Source organism: Lacticaseibacillus casei DSM 20011 = JCM 1134 = ATCC 393 (assembly GCF_000829055.1).
GTDB classification, from domain to species: Bacteria; Bacillota; Bacilli; order Lactobacillales; family Lactobacillaceae; genus Lacticaseibacillus; species Lacticaseibacillus casei.
The window spans coordinates 2,183,909-2,208,785 of record NZ_AP012544.1; the positions used below are offsets into that span (position 1 = coordinate 2,183,909).

The following is a 24,877-nucleotide window of genomic DNA, read 5'->3' on the forward strand; positions in this document are numbered from 1 at the left end:
TCGAATAACTCTGGAATTTGCTCCGGCCTCCGTCTATCTGGTCTCAGCCGTTATCCTCAGTATCCTTTTTGTGCTCCCAAGTGCCATGCAAATGCAGGTACCCATAACCAAACCGGCAAATGCCGTACGCGATTGGCAACATCACGCCGATCCAGAAATGATTTGTCAGGTAATATTGCGGTAGCGGGTTCATGTCCATCGCGGCTTCATAAGCCATTTCAATCGCAAAAATCGCCACCGCCAGCATCAGCGCAGACAAAACGCCGCGGGCAACTGCCAGCCAAACGTACTGGTGATAGGCTTCAGGCGTATCAACTTCAATCACCTGCAGTCGGTAGTAATGTAAGCTAACCGTGTTCATCAAGCCAATGATCATCGTCACCAGCAACAGAATCCATGTGCTTGCAGTGATCATTTTCAAACTATTGGCATCAATAAAAATGGCCGTCGCACTGGCAATCAGCAGCATTAACTCTGCCGTCAGCATGTTGCGGCCCATGATCGCGTCATAAGTTCGTTGCTTGAAGCGATCCTTAAGTGAAATGCCGTAATACCATTCTGTGATTTTCTTCATAAAACTTTGCCTTCCTCGCTTTTTTGCTATGTTGTTCCATCTTAACATGCAGCATCGTTCATTCCCCAAGGTTGATACAAGTTTTGAAAATTATTTTGCTTTCTAAACACTTGAAATCATTGAGGTCTTATCCGCTTGTGATGCATCTCATGAAAATTCTTATTGACAGAATCCCCCTTTTTTGATGAAATTAAGCTCATACAAGCGGGTGTCAAGACACCTAATTTGTGATGGTATTCATCAAGGGGGATAAAAATGACAAAAAAAGCACCGAGTCATGCGCGGTTGATCGTCGGCATTGGCATTGCCTGGCTGTTTGACGCGATGGATGTGGGCATGCTGAGTTTCGTTATCGCAGCCTTACATAAGGAATGGCAACTAAGTACTGTTGAAATGGGGTGGATCGGCAGCGTCAGTTCGATCGGCATGGCGTTTGGCGCCATTTTGTTCGGAATGATGGCCGATCGTTTTGGCCGCAAAGCTATCCTCATTCTCACACTATTGGTCTTTTCGATTGGAAGCGGCATTTCCGCTTTTGCAACGGGTTATGGTATTTTTCTTGTTTTACGCTTTATCATCGGCGCCGGGCTTGGCGGCGAGCTGCCAGTGGCTTCTACGCTGGTCTCCGAAAGTGTGCCGGTCGAGAAACGCGGCCGTAGCGTTGTATTGTTAGAAAGCTTCTGGGCGGCCGGCTGGTTACTAGCAGCCATTATCTCTTACTTCATCATGCCAGTCTGGGGCTGGCGCGTTGCCGTTTTCGCGACCGGTTTAGCCGGCCTATACGCCTTCTACTTCCGCGAAGGCATCAACGAATCACGCGCCTTCAAAAAGGTTGCCCGCCCAAGCTTGATCAAAACGCTCACGACACTCTGGCATCCGCCTTACGTGCGCTCAACCATCATGCTGTGGATTGTCTGGTTCATGGTCGTCTTCTCCTATTACGGCATGTTCCTTTGGCTGCCAAGTGTAATGGTGCTTAAAGGCTTCAGCCTCATTAATAGCTTCGGTTATGTGCTGATCATGACGTTAGCACAATTGCCCGGTTATTTTGTAGCCGCATGGTTAATCGAAAAATGGGGCCGTAAGCTCGTCTTAAGCCTGTTTCTCCTCGGCACTGCCGCCAGTGCACTGGCCTTCGGAATGGCAACGAGTCTGCCAATGCTATTAACTGCCGGTATGTTGCTCTCATTCTTCAACCTTGGTGCATGGGGTGCCCTCTACGCCTACTCACCGGAACAATACCCAACCATCGTCCGCAGCAGCGGCTCAGGCATGGCAGCCGGCATCGGCCGCATCGGCGGTATTGTCGGTCCCCTGCTTGTCGGCCACCTGTTAGGCGCCAACTGGTCAGTCACCAGCATCTTTGCCATTTTTACCGCATCCATCCTCATCGCTATCGTCGCCATTGTCTTTTTGGGACAGGAAACCATGGGGGTCAAGTTAGTTGATTCGATTGAGACAGCGCCGTCAAAGTCATAATAAACGCCTTTACGCATACCGGCATCTAGAATAATTAAAAAAAGAGGACAACCATTTCGGCTGCCCTCTTTTTAATGCCAAGCAAAAAGAGTGGTGCAAGAAACGTGTAAACGTTCCTCACACCACTCTCTATTTGTGTCAAAGCTTAGTCGCGTAACAGTGTTTAACGACCATCGTTACTCAGCTTTACTTTGATGCTTTGTCATCCTTGCGACGTCTGGTTCCTGCAAGGCCGAACAATCCCATCAGACTGACCATAAGCAGACCGAGAACAGGAGCATCTTGATCGCTTGCCTCACCGGTTTGCGGCAATGTGTGTTTGCCACTATTACCGTTTTCCGATGATGAACCTGTCTGACCCGTTGTACCACCGGTTGTTGGCAACGTGTTGCTGCTACCATTTCCGGTTTGCGATGATGAACCTCCACCATTAGCGGAGTTGCCACCATTGCCACCGTTGCCTGGCTGCGCGCCACTGCCGTTGCCACCGTTACCACCAGCTGCACTTGATGATGAGCTGCTGGACGATGAGCCGTTGCCACCGGTATCAGGTAAGACGTGGTGACTTGCGGCTGAGCTTGCTGCGGCGCTTGCGGCACTGCTTGCAGTACTTTCAGCACTGGAGGCTACCGAGTTATCTGAGCTTGCAGCACTTGCGGCACTGGAAGCTGTTGAGTCATCGGAAGCAGCAGCACTTGCAGCACTGCTTGCAGTACTTTCAGCGCTAGATGCAGTGCTTGCTGCGGAACTTGCGGCACTGGAATAGCTGCTTGCGGCACTGCTGTCACCAGAGTTAGCGGCACTGGATGCAGCACTCGCGGCGCTGTTTGCGGTACTTGCTGCACTGCTTGCAACTGAATCAGCGCTTGAAGCAATGCTTGCCTGATTGCTTGCATCACTTGCAGCTGACGAAGCAGTCGATGATTCGCTATTGGCGTGACTAGCCGCGCTGTTTGCGGTACTTGCGGCGCTGGAAGCCGTGCTTGCATCAGACTTGATCCCACTATCACTTGGGTAGTTAGAAGCAGCTGACGATGCGGCACTTGCTTGACTCGAAGCGCTGCTTGCATGGCTTGTTGCTTCACTAGCACTGGAACTAGCGTTGCTTGCATATGAGCTGGCTTCACTGGCGCTAGAGTTGGCGTTGCTTGCATAGCTCGAAGTTGCTGTCGATGAGCTATCAGCACCACTTGCACTGGAACTGGCACCACTAGCACTGGAACTGGCAGCAGACTTATCGGCAGCAGACTTTTCAGCTGCACTAGCCGCGCTGCTTGCAGTACTTGCAGCACTGGATGCTACCGAATTGTCAGTGCTTGCAGCGCTTGCGGCACTGGAAGCTACCGAATCATCAGAAGCTGCAGCACTTGCGGCATTGCTTGCTTGACTCTCGGCACTCTTGGCACTGCTCGAGGCAGCACTTGCGGCGCTAGAGAAGGCACTGGCAGCACTGCTGTTACCATCCTTCGCTGCACTGGATGCGGCACTGGATGCACTATCAGCATCTTTGGCTGCGCTACTTGCTTTAGCATCCGCACTCGAAGCGATGCTTGCTTGGTCACTGGCAGCTTTGTCATAACCAGCCGCAGCTTTAGCAGCAGATGATGCTAATGAATCATCGGAAGCTGCTTTGCCCGCGGCAGCACTGACAACGGACTCAGCACTCTTGGCAGTGTCTGCAGCAGCACGGGCAGCAGCAGAGTAACTAGCGGCAGCCTTACTGTCACCAGCCTTGGATGCGCTGCCCGCAGCACTGGCAGCACTGTTTGCAGTACTTGCAGCAGTACTTGCATCTGTATCAGCACTGGCAGCTGTCTTCGCTTGGTCACTGGCATCACTGGCAGCAGTTGATCCAGCTGTGGCAGCACTATTGGCCATGCTTGCATTACTATCTGCTTGAGCAGCAGCACTCTTGGCCGCATTCGCATACGACTGGATCCCGCTATCCTTTGGATACTCAGAAGCAGCTGAGGCAGCTGTACTTGCATGTTTGTCGGCTGTGCTTGACTGACCCGTGGCATCACTGGCACTGGACTTTGCATTGTCTGCATAGGAACCAGCTTCACTGGCGCTTGAACTTGCAGCACTCGCATATTCATGCGTTGTGGGTTGAAGCACTATCAGCTTGACTAGCGCTGGAACTGGCACCACTGGCGTCACTGTTTAATGCATCCTTGATCTTATTCAAATCATCGAGTGCCTGCTTGCTTGCAGCTGATGCAGCTGCCGCACTCTTGACGGCTTCGCTTTGAGCGGCTGCAGCTGCAACGGCTGCACTACTTGCAACGATTGCATCACTTGCGGCTACTTTTGCGGCTGTCTGGGCGTCAGACAATGCCCCATTCATTTGCGCAGCAGCAGCACTTGCGGCAGATGACGCTGTTGCAAGACCTGCCGAGTCATTGACTGCAGAAGCAGCACTGGCTTCGGCTGCGTATGAGTCATATGCAGCGGCGGCAGAACTTGCTAAGGCATCGTCACTGGCTACAGCAGCAGCCGCGGATGATGCTTCACTGGCGGCGTTTGCTGCAGATTTAGCTGCTGCAGCAGCGGCGGTCGAGTTCTTGCTTGCCACAGCTTCGGCGTCAGATGCTAAGCTTGCCTGCTTCTGGGCATCGCTTGCTAGTGACTGAATCGTCGCATTAGAAGCCTGACTCTTGGCAATCGTCTCCGCTTCACTTGCATAACTTGCTGCAGCACTTGCAAAACTGTTTGTTGCTGCTTCTTGCGAACTAGTTCCGTCAGCGGCAGTGCTCGTTGTCTTTGAACTATCAGCAGCACTAGAAGCCTGTTTTGGTGTTTCGGCATCATTAACAACCACCGTTGCGGTTTTAACGATGAAGGCATCGCTTGAAACCACTTTAAAGGATGTATTTGCTGTCAATGTGACACCGGCAGGCAGCTTATAACTCCAGTTCCCATTGTCATCAGCTTGTACTAAATACTTGGTCGAATCATATGGGTCTGCCATCAGAGTGCCAGCAGGAAGTCCCTTTAACCCGGTAATCGTTACATAACCATCCGCACCGGTTTTACCTGTGAGGGTTGTCGTTTCGTTGGTAACTGGATCAACGGTTACAAAATTGTCTGCGGCTGTTACGAATTCAAGGCTAGTATCAGTTGCAAAATCATCAGCAAGGTCCTCGCCTGAAGTTTCAGCGTCCGGAGTTAATCCTTGAACCGTCGCTTTCGTTGATGTAGAACCCTTACCACTTAATGCATATGAAACAGATTTATATGGGCCAAAAGGATTCTTACCATTGTCAGGGATAATCTTGACATATTGGCCAGTTAACGCACCACTGCCAGTAACATCGAAGATACTAGAAGCACTATTCGTATTACCTTCAATGCTGAAAAGAATTGACTTCGGCATATAAATATTGATCTTTGAGTTATTGCCGATGTTGAGTACATAGGCAATACCTGTGCCACCATTAATAGTCAGCTTAGCAGTTGCATCCTGGGCAAAACTCAATTGGCTACTACCCGTCGTCTTGATGACATTAATCGAAGCTGCATCTGTCCCTGTCACATTAATGGCAAGGGTGCTGCCGCTCGCAACATAAAAGCCGCCACTACCAGCGATATTAATGACACCATTAGTGCCGAACGTATCTCCGGTTTGGTTAATGGTCATTGATGAACCTTCATTGAGGTTGACAGTACCATTACCGACAATCTTAATCGGCGTGTTACCAGTCGCACCATCGATATTAACAACTGCATCTTTGTCGACTGTTAAATTGGCACCAGTGTCGATATAAATCGGTGAGAAGTTAGTTTCTTGAAGCTTATTCTTATTAAGAGTAACCTTCGATCCTTCTTTAAACTCCACTGAACCACTTGTATAGATCAGTGCATTAAAACCGTCTTCGTTGGCGCCAACCGCACTGGTTCTCTGTAGGTCAACGGTCGCACCTTTATCGACAATAAACGAGCCACCGTTGTGAACTTGAACAGCCGTGCCACTATAAGTAGTACCCGTATAAGTAGCACCGCTTTTGACTTCCATGTAGCTAACTTCAAAGTTTTGCTGGCCACCATCACCGGGCTGAGTTGATTGGTTCGATTGATCGAACGGTGAAATACGTAAATTGCAAGAACAAGTTAGCCAGTCGTTGAGGACAATCCCAGAACAGGCCGTTATCAAATAGAAGTTGTGGCGCTAGAGAGACTACTGGGCCATGCGGCGAACGCGCCGAGCTTCGGCCTCAAAGTTTTGCTGGGGTGTGCAGTAGCCCTGTTGTTTGCGAGGCAACTGATTCAAGCGGTCTTGCGTGGCCTGCACTTGACTAGGGCTAATGTCATCTAGGGACATGCCCTTAGGGAAGTCCTGGCGGATCATCCGGTTATGTGCCTCGTTGGTGCCACGGTCGCAGGACGTGTAAGGATGGGCGTAGAAGATCTCAGTTTCCGTCCCAGCAAAAGCAGTATTTAAGGCGGTGAACTCGGGTCCGTTGTCGGCTGTGATGGTCTTGATGCAAGCTCCCCATTCGCGCTTGATTCCACGCAATGCATAGCTCACAGAGTCTGCATCTCGTCCTTCGATCAAGCGGAGAAGTTGGCAACGGGTCTTGCGCTCAATCAGAGTCAAGATGACGCTCTCCTTGCCATTGCGTTTACCGACAATGGTATCCGTCTCCCAGTGACCGAACTGCCTGCGTCGTTCAACGACCTTAGGCCGTTCCTCGATACTGCGGCCAGCCAGGCGCTTAGCCTTGGTGTGGTGCTGGTGAGAGGTCTTCCGCTTAGTCTTCTCCAACAGGTCGATATTTCGAATCTCTAGGCGTTGGTCGTCAATGTACTGGTACAAAGTCGAGGCACAAACAAGCTCTTCAGGAGTAAACAGCTTGTGCCGCTTGGCATAGCCGATTGAAGCATCCGGCGACCATTTGTCCTGCTTAGCTCGCTGTACGTACCAGGCTAAGAAGACCTGTACGCTGGCGAACTTGTCAGGACGATGGCAGCTCAAGCGTGCAGTCTCGTAACGTGCCTGAGCAGCCTCTGGCAGGTATTGTCGATGGTAGACGCGCTTGCCATTACTCTTCTTGACCTGATCTACTGTACCTCGCTTGATTTCATTATTAATGGTCTGCGGGCAGACGCCAATTTCAGCAGCAATCCAACGATTGGACTTCCCAGCTTGGCGGAATCCGGCCACTTTTCCGCGCTCGAGTGATGTTAAGTGCTGACCTTTTTGGCGGTGTGTGCTATCCTGTTTCTGCATCAAGACAATATCCTCTTCCATTGTTTGTGTAGGAACTTCAATGATACAGGATATCTGTTCTTGATGTTTTTTATTGTCCAAAAAATTTTGAGACAGTGGCTAACTTGATTCTAAAATGCGCGGAACGGTGAAATATAGGATTTTACGGAATTAACCGTTGTCTTTCCGTCGATGTAAACCTTCGTAGTTCGCCCATACATTAATTGGGCACCAGTATAGGTGACGTTATTGAAGGTCACTGAATGATCATAGCCTGAGTTAGGGTTAACCCCCATGATGGTAACCGGGCCCCAGTAACTGTAGCCGTACATGGTTAAGTCATTGATCGTAAGACTTTCACTCTCATTGGCCTTTGCATCTAGCTCGTACCAGTGTTTGCGAAAATCAATCGTGTTTCCGTTACCATTGATGACAAGGTTCGGGCGATAAGCATATGACTGTCGATCAGCACCTGATACGTCATCAACGAAACTAGACTTAACATTGATCTCGCTGACAGCTGAGTTCGCCATAGCCGCATTAAAATCAGAAGCCGTGCTTACGTCAACGCTGGAGCCTGAATCAGTTGCATCTGAACTTGCTGCAGTGTGCTCTGTGCAGCTTTTGCAGCACTAGCACTGCTTGCGCTGGCGCTTGATGCACTGGCAGCACTCTCAGCGGCACTTGTCAGACTGGCACTGCTGCTGTTCGCGCTATTACTGCTCTTACCATCGCTGGCAGAACTGCTGCTACCTTGACTAGCACTGCCATCGCTGGCGTTGCTCTTGCTGCTGCTTGAAGCACTGGCGCTAGCATCGCTCTTACTGCCCTGGCTGGCGCTGGCTACGCTACTGCTACCTTGACTGGCGCTCGCAACGCTTGCACTGCCTTGGCTAGAACTTGCAACGCTGCTGGTTTGGCTGCTACTGGCGCTACTTTGGCCGCTACTAGCTCCCGATGAAGACGCTTCAGTATAGACGGAACTGCTGGGCGTTTGAACATCAGCTTTAACTTCGTTTGGTTCGAAGGCTGTTCCCAACCCGACGCCAAGGAAGAAGAGTGGTGCAATTAACCACTTTTTCTTCGACTTGAACATCTTGTATCGTTTCTTCTCGACCAAAACATTCGTTCTCTTTACCTTTTTCATACTCAAGATCCTCTCAAAAATAATTGAGCAAGCTAAAAAATGCTTAGTTTCCGACCCATTCTCCTCAAAGCAGTTCCCCCTTGGCACCATCTCCTTTCCGGAATATGCTGCTCACAACTACCTGAACATTGACTTAAAGAAATTCAGAAAGCCCTGATTTCCATTCATCAACAAATGCTTTTTCTGAGTGTTGGGCTGCGGTCTTCAACGCGCCAGCCTGTAACCGGTGATACAGCTGCTCATCTTGCAATACCGAAAGTGCCGCCTTGCCCAAATTGCTTGGCGTCATGTTGTCGACGGCCAATCCGTTCTGATCATTGATCAAAAGGTTGTTCTTCAGGAAGAGGCAGCCATACGCGACAACCGGTACTCCGGCCGCCATCGCTTCAAGACTGTTCATCCCAAAAGCCTCCGACTTTGCCGCTGAAACAAACACGGTGGTTTTCGCCAAAATGTCGTGATTGTCATTGCTGTAATTGACCAAGTGAACGGCATCATCGAGCTTTTTCTTGTGAATCTTATCGGTAATCTCGTGATGGTAATCATCATCGGAGAAATAACCTTTAAGGAACAATTCGGCGTCCGGACGGGCTTGGTGGACCTGTTCGAATGCATCAATCAACTCAGCAATGTGTTTGTCTGGGAAAAGCCGACCGATATAGGTTAAATGTGGATGCTCAGGCTCTGACTGATTATCGGCTTGTACTTCAGCAAATGTGTCCGGTGATGACTTAATCGTTAAATGCGGCCACTTAGAACTCAGGCTCTTAGCCTGTTCGCGGGTGGCGAAGAAGACGGCATTGAATGGCTTTTGTTCGTCCAGTGCTTCGTCGTAAATATGGTTAGGTACTTTCTTCTTGCCTTCACCTTCACTAAACAGATCACCTTCATGAATATAAGCAATGGTCCCTGTTGCATGCGCCACCTGCTTCACGGCTGCATCAAGTGTCCGCCGATCCGAAATCATGAGTCCCGGCGTTGTCTTGGTAATTTCGTTCATGAAGAACAGGAACAAGCTGTCTTCAGAATCAAACGCGTAGTCATGACCGTGATAGTTCATTAATTTCCAGAGCGTCGGCGCCAGCTTGCCATTCTTGTTCATGTGCACGATTTCCAGCACCACATGGCCCTGCCGATCGAAGAACTTCTGGGCAGCAACCGTTTCGTCAGGATTGTAATTCTGCTCCATCGATTTGAACCCGCGCCAATCCCAGAACTCAGTCAGTTCCTTATTACCAAATCGATCAAAATAATCGATGCTGCCAACCAAGCCCACGGTTTCCGGCATAACAGCAATCTTGGCAATGGTTCGACCCAGAAGATCAATCGTTGTCAAATTGTTATCGATGCCGACAACGTGGTATTTCGTCAACGGAATGGAATCCAGCAAGCGGAGCTCCTGCTTTTTGCGTTCAAGGCCAACAACTCCTTGAAAATAGTCATACATATTGATGTAGTCATCTTTGGCCAAGCCAGCTCGGGAAGCATCGCGATATAAGAATCGGTTATAGTTTCGCACCAACAACTTTGCTTCAATCCCGTTGCGTTTAAAAGCCTTGAGCCGCTGCATCTGGGAGAATTCAGTGCCGGAGTTAAAAGTGAAGACATTTTCGCCAACCATGTAAATCATTTCGCGACACCTCCTTCCGTCTTTTCTGCGTCTTGTAGGAGATTTTGCCATTTGTGCCAAACGTTTTCTTCCGAATAGCGTTTAGCCGACTCGTAAGCGTTGGTGCTCATTTGTTGCATTTTGTCCTTATCAGCGAATAACGACTGAATCTTCTCGGCTAATGCCTTGATATCGCCATACGGAGTGACATAGCCGTTCACACCGTCCTCGACAATTTCGTTCGGGCCGTAATTGACATCATAAGTGACACCAACAACGCCGTGCGAAATGGCTTCCAGCAGGGAGAGATCAAAGCCTTCCATGATCGAGGTCAAGCCAAAAATCTGTGCCGTGTTATAAGCGCTCTCCAGGTTCTCCGTATAACCCTTGAAGGTAACGACATCTTCTAGCGACAGTTCCTTAATCGTCTTTTCGATCTTCTTCTTCTCCGCATAGTTATTTGTTGCGTCGGGGTAACCATACAGGTCAAGCGTCACTTCTGGCGTTTGTTTATGCACAATCGCAATCGCCCGGACTAAGTTATCCAGATTCTTTTCCGGTGCAATTCTGGCAACCGCAATGACCTTGCCAAAAATACGATTCTTGGACAAAATGCGTTGCCGATTGAGAACATCATCCCGAACAATACCAACCGGAATATCGAAGGACTTGGTGATATATGGAAAACGTTTCGTAACATCAACGGCTTGTTTCTTAGTTGCCGATACAAAGGCCGAATACTTAGCACCATTGACTAAGGCGTATTCGTAGTTGTTATTCATAACTGAATCCATCGGCCGCTGGGCATCGCCGGCATGTGAATTGTGCAGATGCATGACTGTATATGCCGGCTTGTCTAAGTGAATGAGGGCTTCATCCGCAAGTAACGAGCGATCTAAAATAAAGACATTCTCGCCACTTTCATTGACGTCATTGATGAAGTGCTCAAAGAACGCATCAATCGTGTCAAACTGGAAACGTTTGCCTTTACGATCGGTCAGGATCCATCCGGTTTGCTTAATTTTGCCGTCCTCACCTTTCTTGTTAAATGCCTTAATCACCGGGCGGCCATCCAATGTCAGCCACTCTTCATTGCCTATCTTGTTGTCTGGCGTGTACCACTGAATTAATGACTTGAACCCGCGTGAATCATAAAATGCAACCTGATAAAGGTTTTCAACGCCATCAAAAAGTTCAGTTGAAACAACCTGTCTAGTTTCACGGACATAGTTAATTCGCGCAGCCAACCGACCATCAGCTCGAGAAACCAAAACGCGGTTACGTTTATACTCGTCGTCGTACTTAAGATCTTTAAGACCTAAGTCAACCTCTTCAGGCAAAAGCTGAGCCTGATCAACATGACAGGTGTCCTGGTAATAATCAAACATGTTAATCAGATGTTCGTCTGTAATCCCTGCGTTAGCTGTATTTGTATGTAAATCCCGCGACCAGTCCCGCAGCAAAAAGCAGTAGGCCTCCTTGTGCTTATCAAAAAGACTCTTGCGCTTAAGTTCAGCATGCTCAATCCCGGATTTACTAGCGGGCATACCGAAGTTGATGAAATAGTTCACTCACAACCACTCCTTATTTGAAAAGCTCCTCCGTCAGTAAAAGGGCAAATACGATCAAAAAAATCTAAAAACGTGATTATATGCTCTCCTGCCAAAGGCAACGAAAGTCCTATGAAAGCCACTGGACCAATCTTTCAAAGGACTTCTTTTCATAAATATTTAAATAGTGACACACATACTACATTTATATAATACTATTATTGTCAAAAATATTAACACACCACTGTCATGAAAACGGTTCCAATTTTTGACTTTTTAACTTTCATGCTGACTTTCGCGCGTTACGAACCCGAATTTCTCTCACGGTGACAAGCAAAAACGCCATCGCAACAAAATTGCGATGGCGTTTTCTGGAAATATTTAAAAGCTTCTTTGGCTCAACCTGCCACGGTGCAATGACCACCTAACACACATGGAAATAACGATTACTTGCGCAGTGCCCGCGTAACGGTTTGTTCATTAACAAATGTAAATAGCCCCAAATCGCCAAGTTCCCGACCGTAACCGGAATTCTTGACGCCGCCAAATGGCAATTCGGCATTGTAACTCTGGCTTTGATTAGCACCGACCATACCGGTTTCAATCTGCGCGGCAACTTCTGCGGCATGATTGGTATCGCCGGCAAAGACGGCACCGCCAAGGCCATAAGGTACATCATTGGCAAGCTCAATAGCTTCCTTTTCAGAATGTACCTTGTAGACACAGGCAACTGGGCCAAATAATTCGGTGTGGTAAGCAGGGTTATCCTTGTCGATGTCTGTCAAAATTGTCGGTTGGAAGAAGGCGCCCGGCAGATCGACTGGCGTATTGCCGTAAACGACCTTGGCACCGTGCTCGATCGCCGTGTCAACCTGACCTTGAAGCTTATCCTTGGCCTTTTGACTGTTCAATGGGCCAACGTCAACTGAAGGATCGCTTGGATCGCCGATTTTGACACTTTCAAAGCCCTTCTTCAACCCGGCTACAAAATCGTCATAGTACTTATCTAGCACAATAAACCGTTTGGAACTGGTGCAGACCTGGCCACAGTTCATCAGTCGCGTCTTGACCGCTTCCGGAATGACGCTGCTAAGATCGGCGCCGTCTAAAACCAGAAAGGCATCCATCCCGCCTAATTCCATCAACGATTTCTTTAAGTATTTGCCTGCAAGCGCCGCAACATGCGAACCGGCACCTTCAGAACCCGTCAGACAAACACCGGCAACCCGCGGATCCTTGATGAAGGTCTCGGTATCATCGTGCCCGATTAAGGCAATTTGGAAAGCGCCTTTATCTGCGCCGCCTGCCAGTACGGCCTTTTCAAATTCGAGCCCGCTGGCCGGTACGTTGCTTGCTGGTTTGATGATGACGGCATTGCCAACCATGAAGTTCGGTGCAAAAACCCGCATTAACTGATAATACGGGAAGTTCCAGGGTTCGACACCAAACACGATTCCGGTAGCAACGTGATTCGTCACTGCAGCGCCAGCCGTGCTGTCAATCGGCTGCGGCTTCAACAGTGCCGGCGCCCGGTCAGCGTACATGTCCGCAATTTCAGCACAAAGTTCGACTTCACCTAAAGCCTCTTCCGTGCGTTTGCCCATTTCTTTGGTGATAATCGCAGCCATTTCATCTGCATTATCCCGGAAATAAGCGGCAACTGCGTGTAATGTTGCAGCGCGCGTTGCCGGATCAAGATTACGCTGTTCCTTATAAAACGCATGCCCGGTTGTCAGCATCTCGCCGATTTGCACAGGCGTTGTGTTCGCATAAGTCTTCTCTAAAGTGTTCGTGTTCGGATCAACGGTTTGATAAGCCACTTTTGTAAACGCTCCCTTCGTGTCCTTACTTAATCATAGCGTATTCCCTTGATAGATGCCAACTACATACCGTTCCCGCGGCCGGCAAAATTGGCAAATCCCTTGCATCCCAAGGGCATACGCCGACTTTAATTTAACGCAAAAGAAAAAGACCCGCCAGTTTCAGCGAGTCTCAAAATAATCATTATTTTAGAAGTCAGTCGGGTTAACCTTGATACCAGGCGCCATGGTGGACGTCAGGGTCAGGCTCTTGATGTAGATACCCTTCGTACTTGCTGGGCGTGCCTTCAAAACGATGTCGTTCATGGCTTTGAAGTTTTCAAGCAGCTTGTCAGCATCGAAGCTCTTCTTGCCGATTGGGGCATGGATAATACCAGCCTTGTCAACACGATAAGCAACCTGGCCGGTTTTGATATCATTGACAGCTTTGGCAGTGTCCATGGTAACGGTGCCGGTCTTCGGGTTAGGCATCAAGCCTTTCGGGCCAAGTACCCGGCCTAAACGACCAACCTGAGCCATCATCGGTGGTGTTGCAACCGCAACATCAAAGTCCAACCAGCCGTCTTGAATCTTTTGTACCAAATCTTCGGCACCGACAATGTCAGCACCGGCGTCTTCGGCAGCCTTGGCTTGGTCGCCTTGGGCAAAAACGATGACCTTCGACGTCTTACCGGTTCCGTTTGGCAGCACAACTGCGCCACGGATCTGTTGGTCAGCCTGCTTTGGGTCAACGTTTAAACGATAGGCAACTTCAACGGTTTCGTCGAACTTGGCATAGTCGATTTTCTTCAGCAGATTAACCGCTTCTTCAGGGGTGTACTGCTTGTTTGAATCAACCGCTTTAGCAGCCTCTAAATACTTTTTACCTTTTTTAGCCATTCTGGGTTTTCCTCCTTGCAAATGTGGTCACTGGGAGATCAGTTTTCTCCCTTCCACCTGATTACCTCAGTTTTCACTGAGAATCCGAACAGTGCGTCTTAGTCCTCGACTTCGAAGCCCATCGAACGAGCCGTTCCTTCAACCATGCGCATAGCCGCTTCAACATCGGCAGCGTTAAGGTCTTGCATCTTTGTTTCGGCGATTTCCTTGACCTGAGCCTTGGTTACCTTAGCAACCTTCTTAGTATTCGGTTCGCCGGAACCATGTTCAACACCAGCAGCTTTCTTCAAAAGAATTGCAGCCGGCGGGGTCTTGGTTACGAAATCAAATGAACGATCTTCATAAACCGTGATGACAACCGGGATAATCATGCCGGCTTGATCAGCCGTACGTGCATTGAAATCCTTGGTGAACCCCATAATATTGATACCGGCTTGCCCAAGTGCAGGGCCAACCGGAGGAGCTGGGGTTGCTTTCCCAGCAGGAATTTGGAGTTTGACAATGTTTGCTACTTTTTTAGCCACGAGACATACCTCCTTAAGTCCGTGATGTGGTTATGATGGCCAGAAGTTTTGGCCTCCCACGCGTATGCTGAAAACATACTTATTTAGCGTAGCACGCCCATCTATAAAAGGCAAGAGCGTTGAAAAAGAATCCCTGCAGATCCTGAACCCTTTCCGACAAGCAAACCGTGTTCATAACCATGGCCAGCCGTGCTTTAAATATAACCGTTTAACGCATTCAACAACGATTAGGTAAGTCAATACGATGAGTGCCGCCCCCGGCCAATAGCTAAGTGGCAACACCGCAAAGTCAAAGGCACGATGCAGCGGCGAGAGGATGAGGAACAACCCCACCAACAAGGCCAACATGGTCGACAGAATGACCACTGCGGATGCCGGAGACCGCCAAAACGGGGTCACCCGTGTCCGCAAAACGTGCACGACTAATGATTGGGTGAACAGGCCGACAACAAACCAACCTGCCTGAAAAACATGTTGTGCCGGCAAACTGGCCGCATGGGCACCGATTCCGAGCCCAAACCATAAGAATAGGAACGTTGTGATGTCAAACAACAAACTTAACGGCCCAAATGTCAACGTATACCGCAACAGGCCCTTAGCGCGCCATGGCGTCGGCTCGGCTAACGTTGCATCATCCACATTGTCCCAGGGAATGGTCATTTGCGACGTATCATAAATCAGATTTTGAACCAGCAGCTGAATCGCCAGCATCGGCAAAAATGGCAGAAAAATGCTGGCAACCAAAACCGAAAAGGCATTCCCAAAATTCGAGGCGATCGTCATTTTAATGTACTTCATGGCGTTGGCATAGACCCGTCGTCCTTCAAGAATGCCATCTTCAAGCACCAGCAGACTTTTTTCCAGCAAAATAATGCCGCTTGCGTCTTTGGTGATATCTGCAGCCGTATCCACACTGATGCTGACGTCGGCTTCGCGCAGTGCGGCGGTGTCATTGATACCATCGCCCATGTACCCAACCGTATGTCCGGCAGCCCGCATGGTTTTAATAATCCGCGCTTTTTGCAGCGGGCTCAGCTTCACAAACAGATCCGTCGACTCGACAGCCTGCTGTAATGCCTTATCGTCCATGGCCTCGACATCATTTTCCGTGACAACAAGCTGATTGGCAATGCCCACTTCTTCGGCAACATGTTGCGTAATAATGGCGTTATCACCGGTCAAAACTTTCACCCGGACGCCGTGGTTCCGCAATAAGCCAACCGCCTCTTTGGCATCTGGCTTGGCTGGATCCAGAAAGCCCAGAAAACCGGCGATCACCATATGCTGTTCGTCAGCGGTTGTATAAATTTCCTGTTGATGGACGTCTTGCCGGTAAGCCACCACAATCATCCGCATCCCCTGACCTCTCATGGCCGCGTTCGTATGTTGAAGTTGCTTGAGCCGCTCCGGGGTGATCGGCAGCACTTCACCATGCAGCTCGACCCGATCACACACCGCCAGCATTTCCTCAAATGCCCCTTTGGTGATCATCCACTGGTGGTCCTCATTGGCGACGACGACCGTCAGCCGCCGCCGCTCAAAATCAAACGGAATTTCATCGATTTTGGTTAATCCCGCGGGCAAGTCCGCCAAAATTGCCTCGTGCTCGTGCGCGTAATTCACCACTGCCGTATCCATCAGGTTGTGCCAGCCGGTCTGATAATTGGCATTCATATACGCCATCCGCAGCACCGCCGGATCAGTGGCCCCAGTCGCGTCGACATACCGCATCACGACCACGCGATCTTCGGTGATTGCCCCGGTTTTGTCGGTGAAAAGGGTATCGATGGCCCCGAGATTTTGGATCGCATGCAGTCGTTTCACAATAACTTTTCGTTTCGACGTGGCAAGCGCGCCTTTTGCCAGGTTGCTATTGACGATCATCGGCAGCATTTCCGGCGTCAGCCCCACCGCGACCGCAATCGCAAAAAAGAACGCCTGGGACCAATCCTGCTTGGTGATACCGTTGATCACGAACACCACCGGCACCAACACCAGCATCATACTGATCAAAACCCGGCTGATGGCCCGCATCCCTTGTTCAAAACTTGTCGGCGCGGGTTTATGGCCGATTTGATTCGCCATATCGCCAAAATAAGTGGCATCCCCGGTTTTCAAAATCACCGCGGTACCGGAACCTGAAATCACGTCCGTTCCCATAAAGACCAGATTCGGCGCATCAAAAAGGCTTTGATCCGTTTCTAAAGTGGCTTTGCCGGCCGTTTTCTCCACCGGCATCGCTTCACCGGTAAAAGACGATTGATTGACGAACAAATCGTGCGTCGCAATCAAATAAGCATCAGCCGGAATCATATCTCCCGTCGCCAGTTGGACAATATCGCCCGGCACGACTTCATCCATCGGCCGCTCCTGCGTTTGCCCGTCACGCGTCACCGCTGTCGTATTGGCAATCAAGGCAGCCAGCGCATGGCTTTCTTTTTGCGACCGATACTCCTGCCAAAAGTGAATCGAAACAGAGAGCGTAATCATCAGCCCCATCATTCGAGCGCCGTCATAATCCGCTGTCATGATGGAAACGATGCATAATAAAAGCAGCACCCAGACAAACAGTTCATTAAATGCTGCAAATAAAATCAAATACCACGGCCGCGGATGTTGGGTCACGACGGTGTTGGATCCCGTTTCTTCCAGACGATCGGCGGCCTCGGCAGGCATCAGACCTGCTTCACGGGTTCTCAGTGTCGCCAGAACCTCATGTGGCTGATGCTGGCTATACTGCATCAGCGCCGCCGTTTTTTCCTGCGTGGAAGCGTTATGCCTTGTTATGGTTTTCTTGAACATCATCTCTTATTATATAAAATGTGGAAGTATGCCGCTTTGGCATCAATAAACTTTTATATAGTTCCTTTCTTGATTGAGTGGCTGTCTTCATTAAGCCTCGTGATGACGCAAGGCCGGCCAGCGGACAGATGGTTTCCAGAAAACATTTGTCAGCTAGTCATGAATACATTTCGCTATTTTCACGATGATAACCACATGAGCCCCTTCCACTTAATTATTGCGTTCATGTCTTCGTGGGTGCCTCGTCACTATTATCTTGTTCCATAAGCCGCTTGTTTTCACCCCTTTTTGTATACCTAGCAAAAAAATCATGAATCATTGCAGGCAATTAGCTTTACTCAAAGAATAACTTGACAGTAAGATGGTTGTCAAAGATAACTAAAGTAGCATTGTTGTCAGGAAGACCTTATTGGAGGAAAAATTAATGATTTCCTCAGCATTAGCCCAAGCTGCCGCGATTCGTGCCGGCGCCATTACAAGCGCTGACTTAATCGATACGGCGGCCAATAAAATTGCCAAGCTCAATCCCAAACTGAATGCCATCACCTGGACAAGGTTTGCGGCTGCCAAACACGATGCCGCGCAACTGAAAGACACCGGCCAACCATTCTTGGGTGTGCCGCTGGTCTTGAAAGGTCTGGGGCAAAACTTCGCCGGCGCACCGGCCACAGCCGGCAGTCGGCTATTCAAAGATGCCAAAGCTACCAGCACCAACAACTTTGTCAAGGCATTACAGGCACTGGGTTTTGTGATCATCGGTCAAAGTAATGTACCGGAGTTCGGCTTCAAAAATATCACTGATGCTACGCTTTACGGTCCGGCTCGGAATCCATGGAATCTGGACTATTCGCCAGGTGGCTCTTCCGGCGGCGCGGCGGCGTTGGTCTCGGCTGGCATCAGTTTGCTTGCTACCGGATCTGACGGTGGCGATTCGATTCGGATCCCCGCTTCTTTTTCCGGCTTAATCGGCTTAAAACCTACCCGTGGTCGCGTGCCGACCGGGCCTGGTGAGTGGCGCGGGTGGCAAGGTGCCTCCATTAACTTTGCCTTGACCCGCACCATGGCCGATACCGAAGCCTTGTTACGTGGACTTGCAACGACCCAGTTAGCCGCACCGTTTAACGCGCCACCGTTGCACCTCGAAGACGTTAATGATCCTCGGCCGTTAAAAATCGCCTACACCACGCAATCGCCTGTCGGTACGCCGGTTACCGCCACGGCAGTCAAGGCAGTCAAGTTAGCCGTGGATGACTTGCGCGCGGCTGGCCACACTGTTGTTGAAGCGCAGCCGGATGTGGATGGCACAGCCTTGATGAAGGCTTATTATTTGATGAACGGCGGCGAAACCGCGGCCATGTTCCAAGCCTATACCGAGCAATCCGGCCGCGCGGTCACTGCGGAAGACGTCGAACCCGTCACGTGGGCCATTTATCAAGCCGGATTGCACACAACGGCCGCTGATTACAGCCGTTCGCTGGGCGTCTGGGATCAGGCAGCCGAAGCTTACAGTCATTTCCACGACAGCTATGATCTGCTGTTAACGCCAACGACAGCCAAAACGACGCCGCGCATTGATGCCGAGTTACAATCACCTGCCATCGTCGACAAAATGAAACACGCAGCCGATCTTGCGCCGGATGAGCAAAAGCAGCTCGTCTGGGATTTATTTGAGCCCAGCCTCGCATACTCGCCGTTCACGCAACAAGCCAACTTAACCGGCGCCCCGGCCATTAGCCTCCCCACCGCTATATCATCGGATGGTCTACCACTGGGCATCCAGTTTGTGGCTGCTAAGGGTCGCGAAGATCAGTTACTGCGGCTTGGCTATTGGTTCGAGCAGCACAACCTGTTACAAATGTATCCACTAACCGAGTCCAACGACATTTCACACTCCGAATAAACCATTCTCAATGACAATTTGCGTGCAAACGAAAAGCCTTAGTCCAGCGAAAACCGGATTAAGGCCCTTTCTATCCCTTATGTGCTTTCTTACTCTTCACTTCAGGAACGCCTGCCTTGAAATTGACGTAACGAGCTAATGCGAAAAGGTAATCAGATAGCCGATTGCTGTATTGCAAAACCACCGCAGTGACCGTCTTGTCTCCCTCAGCCAGCAGATCCAGCGAACGTTCCGCTCGGCGTGCCACGGCGCGGCCATATTGCAACGCTGCTGCCAGCGGATGGCCGCCGGGTAACACAAAAGCGGTGATGCGCGGCACCTGTGCCATCATGTCATCAATCGCATCTTCCAGTGCCTTGACATGCGCTTCGGTAATCGTTTGATGCCGCGGCACCGCAACGTCTGTCAGTAACTCATAAAGCTCCCGCTGCCGGTCTTCCAACGCCTGCGCAAGCCAATCAAACCCCGGCGTCGCCGTTGCCTGCGAAGCGACATAGCCAAGCCATGAATCAAGCTCGTCCAAATCGCCCAGCGCGATAATCTGCGGATCATATTTCGGCACTTTCTTACCATTAATTTGTTTCGTGGCACCGTGATCGCCGACTTTTGTGTAAAGTTTCATGACTAGTCCTCTTTTCCGTAAGCGCGTTATCCGCGGTTAAACCGTTTCAACCCTTGCTGTAACACCACCAGAACGATTGGGTAAAAAACAAGATTCCCGATTGCGTGATAAGTGTCAAACAACAAACCACTGATATAATACGCCCAAAAGCCGAGTCCATTCAAACTGCCAATGACCGCCATCCCCAGACTGACAACAAACCCATAAAGATAGCCCAGCAACCCGGCCAAGCCGATTTGGAGCCAGAGCTGGCGCCGGACGACCGGCAACATCAGCACAATCGCCTGCAACACGAGCATGCAAATCATATAAGCCGCGATTTGCGGCAGCGTCCACAAGCCGAACCCTAAGACAAGGTTGGAGACCACCAGCGTACTGACAGTTAAACCGAGTCCCCAACGCAGTCCGAGTAACAACGTCACGACCATCAAAATATCCGTCACTGACTGAACGTTGGGAATCGGCACCTTAACGATTCGCAAAACCGTGCACAAAGCCGTCAATAGACCAAGCAAAGCCACCGCCCGAACAGGCGATGGCTTTTTGGCTGACGTTGGCAGCTTCATTTGGTAACACTCAGGTCAAAAACAACTTTATCGTGGTTCTTGACCGGTTGCGTTGTGGCACCTTTTTTCGCCATCTTGCCGTTGATGGTGTATAGCCAGTAAGTCTTCTTGGCAACATTTTGCTTCTTGCCGGCAATCTCAGTGATAAACCCTTTCGAAGCCTTGACCGACCAACCTTTTTTCAGACCGGTCATCACCACTGACTTTTTCGGTTGGGTAATTTTTTTCTTGGCAAACGCCTTGCCATTTTGCTTCAGCTGATAAGTGACCACAATCTGATTCGGCTTGCTGCTGGATTTGGCAGCGCTGCTCGAACTGTTGCTGCACCCAGCCAGCACAAACATTGCTGCAAAAAAGACAACCAGTGAACGTAAAGCTTTCTTCAACATAACCTTCAATTTCCTCCGCATTTTTACTTAATCGGGCAAGCGCCGCCAGCACAATCCGTCTGGTCAACTAATTCCAGATCCTTTTGATCATGATTGGCATTTTGGGCGGCAAAAACAGCTGCGACCGATCCGTGAATCTTGGCGCACTTTTGCGTATAGGTGTCAGCATCAATCGGCTCTTTTGGCGCCTGCTTGAAACCTGAACCAACGTACGGCAACATGGATGTTGACTTGATTACGTGCCGATACTGTGACAACAAGCCGGCAATCTGATCGGCTTCTTCCGGCTGGAAGGTGACCGTGCAGCTGACCGCATTATCAGACCAGTATGTCTGCAAGAATGCCTGGGTCGCAATCTGTTCGGCAATCGAAACCGTTCCGGCTGAAGCAAATGCCGGATCGTCAGCGTGCGCCGCGCGAATCGGGAACTCGACGACCATCGTGTTCTTGGTGTAAACATCCGGCTCAATATGATAACCGCATGCTTTCAAGGCAGGCAGCAACGGGTCGTTGGCCTGGAACCGAATGCGCTGAATCAGGTAGCCGGCATAATGGAAATGCATGCCTTCTGAAACACCTGCCAGCTTAGCGACGGTTCCCGATGGCTTAACGGTGGTGTGTTTGCGGGAAGGCTCACAGCCCAATGCATCGGAATAAGCCTGATCCGCATCAACAACCGCGTGATACAGGCCATCCACCGCTTGCTTGATTTCCGGATTATAAATCGGCTTCTCAAGCATTTTGCCCGTGTGCGGATCCACAACCGGTTCAAACCCGGACACGACACGATGACCGAAATCATCCAGGAACCAATCCTGAATTCCGGACATCGAAATGCCGATGCGGCGATTCTTCCTAATAATATCACGGGAAACCTGCCAGTCGTAATTGCTGAAGGTTACTCGCTTGGCATAACGCGTTGCCAACGCAAAGGCCTGCTTCAATTTCCAACCTTGTTGCACCGCAACGACCGGAAAGAGTTCAAACAAGTTGCATGGTTCACCATTGGCCAACGAAATCTCTCCACATGGGTTGGTGCCTTCCACATCCGGATCGTTAGCTGCATTTTCACCATCGACAATCCGGCCGAAGCGGCGTGATAAATCGAGGTTCACAACGCCCGGTTCACCGTTTTTGGCAATGGCTGTCGCAATCGGTGCGTAAGCGTCAAACTGCGTATCAATCGCGACACTGTTGTTAGATGCCCAGCGGTGATGATAAAGCTTTTTTTGATCCTGCTTCATCGTGATGAACGCGTCATCATCGGCCGAGCCTAACGACATTTCCGCGGAACGCCGCACATTGCCGGCCACCACTGTCTTGCCGATCAAGTTGCCGATATCCGTAGCGTCAACCGCGGTCAACCGCTGGCCAACCCGCGCATTGAGCACCTTGTTGATATCCAGCAACATCTCGACTAATGGCATCGGGCCGGAAGCCGTGCCGCCAAAGCCATGAATCCGGGCGCCTTTTGGCCGAATCCGACTGATATCCAGCACCAGTTTGGTCTGACCACTAGGATTAGTCGTCGCAAAATGATGATCAATCACCTTGGCGTTGGCTAAAACCCAGCCTTCACGGGTATCCGGCAAAACGTAGCGGTCATTGTGCTCGGCCGCATGCGCCTGTTCCCAGGCTTCCCGATCAACTGCGCCCATTTTCAGTGATTCCGCATAGCTGGCACTGCTGTGATCAATCACAATCGTCAAGTCAACGGCGTTTGCGACCGGCGGCAACTTGGCAATGTTGTCTTTGGTCACGGAAAAACCGACGCCACCGCCTTTCATCAATTCGTCAAACATAAAGGAATACGGCATCGAGACAGCAGGTTGGTCAGCCGAAAAATCCGTTGGCACGATATGCGACTCACCATAGGGTTGCGGGCGAATGGCAATAAACCAGCAATTATTCAAGGCATCGCCATTACGCTTTTGATAATCGGTTCCGGAAATCCACAGATTGCGGCCAGATGGCGTGCCGGCCAACCCGTAAATAAGCTTGAAAAGATTCCGTGCCTCTTTTTGCAGTTCGTCCACGACTTCTGAATCAGGATTGGCTGTATGTAACCGCGGATCAAGGTTAATATTTCCCTCAACCACTCGTTTGACGGTTTCATCCCAATTCTCGGTACGTTGTTGATCCGGCAACCACCGGGCATAAGTCCGCTTATACGTGACCCACCCCAGTCCGCCCCAGTGTGGCTTAATTTCTTTCTTGACCTCGGCAATAAAATCAGGTGCCAAGGTGATCGGTTTCATCATAACTTGCATAGCCGTCCCTCCCGTATACAAGATATGGTATAGCCAAACGAGCCCAATATCAAGATATAGATTAATCAATAACAAATTGTTAACGATGGCAACCGCCTGGCCAACGCGGGATGCACGGCTTTTTAAAAATAATGACGAAATTAAAAAATCGCCAGCGCAAGAAAACGCTGGCGACATCTGATCTATTCGTGGATTTAAAAGACCGGTCCGACATACGGCCGCACTAACACATGGTCCAAATCAATGCTTTTAAGCTCAGCCAGATCATTCACAAAGCAGGTAATCGACCCTGCCAGCATCAGATTCATTTTCATCTCGCCAAGCTGAAGCGCCACGATTGGCATGTGGTGCGCATAGGCGTACCCGATCTCAAACGCCGTTCCCGGGTCGGGATTCTCACCGACATAATCCAGAATGGCGACTAAGACCGTCGAGCGGTGCAGACCCTGAATGTCTTCACCAAACACCTGCCGCTGCCACCCTGGTGAGTTCGGCGTCAATCCCGCTTTGTTCGTGTCATCGCGCGGTGAAAAAATCGCGGTGACCGATTCATTTGCATGCAAAGCTGCTAAAACTTGATCAAGCCGCTCAACTTGAGCAGGATCAAAAAACGGTGCAGCCAAATATACTTCTGCCATATTCGTTTACTCCTTGAGCGGCTTCTGTCCGCAAAACTTTAACTCAGCAGCACCTAAAAATCGCGTTGGCGCTGCCATAAATATTCGGCGATATCATGATCCACTAACCGATTCTCGTGCAATAGACTATGGGCTGCCCGCGGTCCGCGAATCACAACCTCGGTATAGTCTTTGATCCGATCCTTCACCAAATACCGCACGGCAAAGCTGCTGCTGATCGCCATCTCACCATCGTGGCGCCCACCTAACATCAAATCGCCGGCAATATTCAACCACCGTAAGTCTGTCGGCAAGTTGGCAATCGAACGTTGAAAATATTGATAGATCGGCGCTGTATGCTCCGGTCCTTGACGGGTCAACGGCCAATTAAGAATCGGCGAACGCCGCGCAATCTCCACATCATTCATTGGTGCGGCAATCGTCACCAGATTCGCCACCGGAACAGCAGGTTGGCTCAAAAAATACAGTGCTGCTGTTACGCCGCCCATCGAATGCGCGACCAAATTAACCCGGGTAAACGCCTGCTGTTCCTGCAAAGCGACAATCACATGCTTTAACCCGCGCAACTGGGCAGCGGGCCGCACCGTTTTGTCCGTATACAACACCTGAACGGCAGCGTGATGATTTAAATTCAACTGCCCGCGCAAATGAACGCTGCTATCCGGGGCGACAATGGCCACGACATCTTTGCTCAAGCCATAACGTCGCTGCATACGCCACAACATATGGCCAAACGAATACCGTGTTCCCAGATGTCCGGGAATAAACAACGTCGGTGTCGGATCCATCACGAGCGGCACCGGCGCATAGCCAGTCCGCGCCAATAGAAAATAGTCGGTCATCACGCCAACAACGACAATCACGCCCAGCGTCACAAGAATCCAGAACCAGCCGCTCAT

At 50.2% G+C, this 24,877-nt stretch carries 19 protein-coding genes and 1 pseudogene; 2 read left to right on the plus strand and 18 right to left on the minus strand.

Features of this window, described 5'->3' with window-relative positions; all coding sequences use genetic code 11:
• Positions 1-43: 43 nt before the first annotated feature.
• Positions 44-574 (minus strand): hypothetical protein, encoded by a 531-nt coding sequence (locus LBCZ_RS10555; RefSeq protein WP_025012705.1) that lies wholly within the window; start codon positions 572-574, stop codon positions 44-46.
• 255 nt (positions 575-829) lie between these two features.
• On the opposite strand from LBCZ_RS10555, the gene LBCZ_RS10560 reads away from it, so the two are divergent.
• The gene (locus LBCZ_RS10560; RefSeq protein ID WP_039639312.1) at positions 830-2,053 is read left to right on the plus strand and encodes an MFS transporter; all 1,224 of its coding nucleotides are present in this window, start codon (positions 830-832) and stop codon (positions 2,051-2,053) included.
• A gap of 186 nt (positions 2,054-2,239) precedes the next feature.
• Here the strand turns inward: LBCZ_RS10560 and LBCZ_RS16625 are convergent, their stop codons facing one another.
• From LBCZ_RS16625 to mgtA, 11 genes are all read right to left on the minus strand, one after another.
• On the minus strand, positions 2,240-4,213 hold the full coding sequence (locus LBCZ_RS16625; RefSeq protein WP_052253359.1) for an LPXTG cell wall anchor domain-containing protein: 1,974 nt from the start codon (positions 4,211-4,213) through the stop codon (positions 2,240-2,242).
• A complete protein-coding gene (locus LBCZ_RS16630; RefSeq protein ID WP_052253360.1) occupies positions 4,149-6,068 on the minus strand; it encodes a hypothetical protein in 1,920 nt (639 codons plus the stop codon). Before LBCZ_RS16630 ends, LBCZ_RS16625 begins: the two co-directional genes overlap by 65 nt.
• Before the next feature lie 162 nt (positions 6,069-6,230).
• Positions 6,231-7,283, minus strand: coding sequence for an IS30 family transposase (locus tag LBCZ_RS10570; protein ID WP_041084764.1), 1,053 nt, complete (start codon positions 7,281-7,283; stop codon positions 6,231-6,233).
• A gap of 110 nt (positions 7,284-7,393) precedes the next feature.
• Positions 7,394-7,795 (minus strand): pectate lyase-like adhesive domain-containing protein, encoded by a 402-nt coding sequence (locus tag LBCZ_RS10575; protein WP_039639314.1) that lies wholly within the window; start codon positions 7,793-7,795, stop codon positions 7,394-7,396.
• Positions 7,796-7,821: 26 nt separating this feature from the next.
• Positions 7,822-8,409, minus strand: a complete 588-nt coding sequence (locus LBCZ_RS14990; protein WP_025013299.1) for a KxYKxGKxW signal peptide domain-containing protein — start codon at positions 8,407-8,409, stop codon at positions 7,822-7,824.
• Positions 8,410-8,542: 133 nt separating this feature from the next.
• The gene (locus tag LBCZ_RS10585) at positions 8,543-10,039 is read right to left on the minus strand and encodes a glycosyltransferase (protein ID WP_025013298.1); all 1,497 of its coding nucleotides are present in this window, start codon (positions 10,037-10,039) and stop codon (positions 8,543-8,545) included.
• Entirely contained in the window at positions 10,036-11,589 is a 1,554-nt protein-coding gene (locus LBCZ_RS10590; protein ID WP_025013297.1) for a glycosyltransferase family 4 protein, read from the minus strand. The genes LBCZ_RS10585 and LBCZ_RS10590 overlap by 4 nt, the downstream gene beginning before the upstream one ends.
• A gap of 425 nt (positions 11,590-12,014) precedes the next feature.
• Positions 12,015-13,388: an NAD-dependent succinate-semialdehyde dehydrogenase gene (locus LBCZ_RS10595; protein ID WP_025013296.1), complete on the minus strand. Its 1,374-nt coding sequence runs from the start codon at positions 13,386-13,388 to the stop codon at positions 12,015-12,017.
• 189 nt (positions 13,389-13,577) lie between these two features.
• Positions 13,578-14,267, minus strand: a complete 690-nt coding sequence (rplA, locus tag LBCZ_RS10600) for a 50S ribosomal protein L1 (RefSeq protein WP_025013295.1) — start codon at positions 14,265-14,267, stop codon at positions 13,578-13,580.
• 98 nt (positions 14,268-14,365) lie between these two features.
• The gene (gene rplK / locus LBCZ_RS10605; RefSeq protein ID WP_005688081.1) at positions 14,366-14,791 is read right to left on the minus strand and encodes a 50S ribosomal protein L11; all 426 of its coding nucleotides are present in this window, start codon (positions 14,789-14,791) and stop codon (positions 14,366-14,368) included.
• A gap of 171 nt (positions 14,792-14,962) precedes the next feature.
• Positions 14,963-17,593 (minus strand): magnesium-translocating P-type ATPase, encoded by a 2,631-nt coding sequence (gene mgtA / locus LBCZ_RS10610; protein ID WP_039639381.1) that lies wholly within the window; start codon positions 17,591-17,593, stop codon positions 14,963-14,965.
• A 424-nt stretch (positions 17,594-18,017) separates the two neighbouring features.
• Here mgtA and LBCZ_RS10615 point away from each other — a divergent pair, with 424 nt between their 5' ends.
• Positions 18,018-19,493 (plus strand): amidase, encoded by a 1,476-nt coding sequence (locus LBCZ_RS10615; protein ID WP_025013294.1) that lies wholly within the window; start codon positions 18,018-18,020, stop codon positions 19,491-19,493.
• 70 nt (positions 19,494-19,563) lie between these two features.
• Here LBCZ_RS10615 and LBCZ_RS10620 read toward each other — a convergent pair whose 3' ends face one another.
• From LBCZ_RS10620 to LBCZ_RS10645, 6 genes and pseudogenes are all read right to left on the minus strand, one after another.
• Positions 19,564-20,115, minus strand: a complete 552-nt coding sequence (locus tag LBCZ_RS10620; RefSeq protein WP_025013293.1) for a cob(I)yrinic acid a,c-diamide adenosyltransferase — start codon at positions 20,113-20,115, stop codon at positions 19,564-19,566.
• Positions 20,066-20,681, minus strand: a pseudogene (locus LBCZ_RS10625) (ECF transporter S component). Before LBCZ_RS10625 ends, LBCZ_RS10620 begins: the two are co-directional and overlap by 50 nt.
• Entirely contained in the window at positions 20,678-21,067 is a 390-nt protein-coding gene (locus LBCZ_RS10630; RefSeq protein WP_025013291.1) for a DUF4430 domain-containing protein, read from the minus strand. Before LBCZ_RS10630 ends, LBCZ_RS10625 begins: the two are co-directional and overlap by 4 nt.
• Before the next feature lie 26 nt (positions 21,068-21,093).
• Entirely contained in the window at positions 21,094-23,340 is a 2,247-nt protein-coding gene (nrdJ, locus tag LBCZ_RS10635; RefSeq protein ID WP_039639318.1) for a ribonucleoside-triphosphate reductase, adenosylcobalamin-dependent, read from the minus strand.
• A gap of 194 nt (positions 23,341-23,534) precedes the next feature.
• Complete coding sequence (locus LBCZ_RS10640) at positions 23,535-23,978, minus strand: nucleoside 2-deoxyribosyltransferase (protein ID WP_025013290.1); 444 nt, start codon at positions 23,976-23,978, stop codon at positions 23,535-23,537.
• A gap of 53 nt (positions 23,979-24,031) precedes the next feature.
• Positions 24,032-24,877 (minus strand): alpha/beta fold hydrolase, encoded by an 846-nt coding sequence (locus LBCZ_RS10645; protein ID WP_025013289.1) that lies wholly within the window; start codon positions 24,875-24,877, stop codon positions 24,032-24,034.

Coding starts and splice junctions, on each gene's coding strand:
- nrdJ (WP_039639318.1), bottom strand. CDS start 23,340: ATGCAAGTTATGATGAAACCGATCACCTTGGCACCTGATTTTATTGCC.
- LBCZ_RS16630 (WP_052253360.1), bottom strand. CDS start 6,068: ATGGAAGTCAAAAGCGGTGCTACTTATACGGGTACTACTTATAGTGGC.
- LBCZ_RS10585 (WP_025013298.1), bottom strand. CDS start 10,039: ATGATTTACATGGTTGGCGAAAATGTCTTCACTTTTAACTCCGGCACT.
- mgtA (WP_039639381.1), bottom strand. CDS start 17,593: ATGTTCAAGAAAACCATAACAAGGCATAACGCTTCCACGCAGGAAAAA.
- LBCZ_RS10560 (WP_039639312.1), top strand. CDS start 830: ATGACAAAAAAAGCACCGAGTCATGCGCGGTTGATCGTCGGCATTGGC.
- LBCZ_RS10555 (WP_025012705.1), bottom strand. CDS start 574: ATGAAGAAAATCACAGAATGGTATTACGGCATTTCACTTAAGGATCGC.
- LBCZ_RS10615 (WP_025013294.1), top strand. CDS start 18,018: ATGATTTCCTCAGCATTAGCCCAAGCTGCCGCGATTCGTGCCGGCGCC.
- LBCZ_RS10640 (WP_025013290.1), bottom strand. CDS start 23,978: ATGGCAGAAGTATATTTGGCTGCACCGTTTTTTGATCCTGCTCAAGTT.
- LBCZ_RS14990 (WP_025013299.1), bottom strand. CDS start 8,409: ATGAAAAAGGTAAAGAGAACGAATGTTTTGGTCGAGAAGAAACGATAC.
- LBCZ_RS10575 (WP_039639314.1), bottom strand. CDS start 7,795: ATGGCGAACTCAGCTGTCAGCGAGATCAATGTTAAGTCTAGTTTCGTT.
- LBCZ_RS10645 (WP_025013289.1), bottom strand. CDS start 24,877: ATGAGCGGCTGGTTCTGGATTCTTGTGACGCTGGGCGTGATTGTCGTT.
- rplA (WP_025013295.1), bottom strand. CDS start 14,267: ATGGCTAAAAAAGGTAAAAAGTATTTAGAGGCTGCTAAAGCGGTTGAT.
- LBCZ_RS10620 (WP_025013293.1), bottom strand. CDS start 20,115: ATGAAACTTTACACAAAAGTCGGCGATCACGGTGCCACGAAACAAATT.
- LBCZ_RS10570 (WP_041084764.1), bottom strand. CDS start 7,283: ATGCAGAAACAGGATAGCACACACCGCCAAAAAGGTCAGCACTTAACA.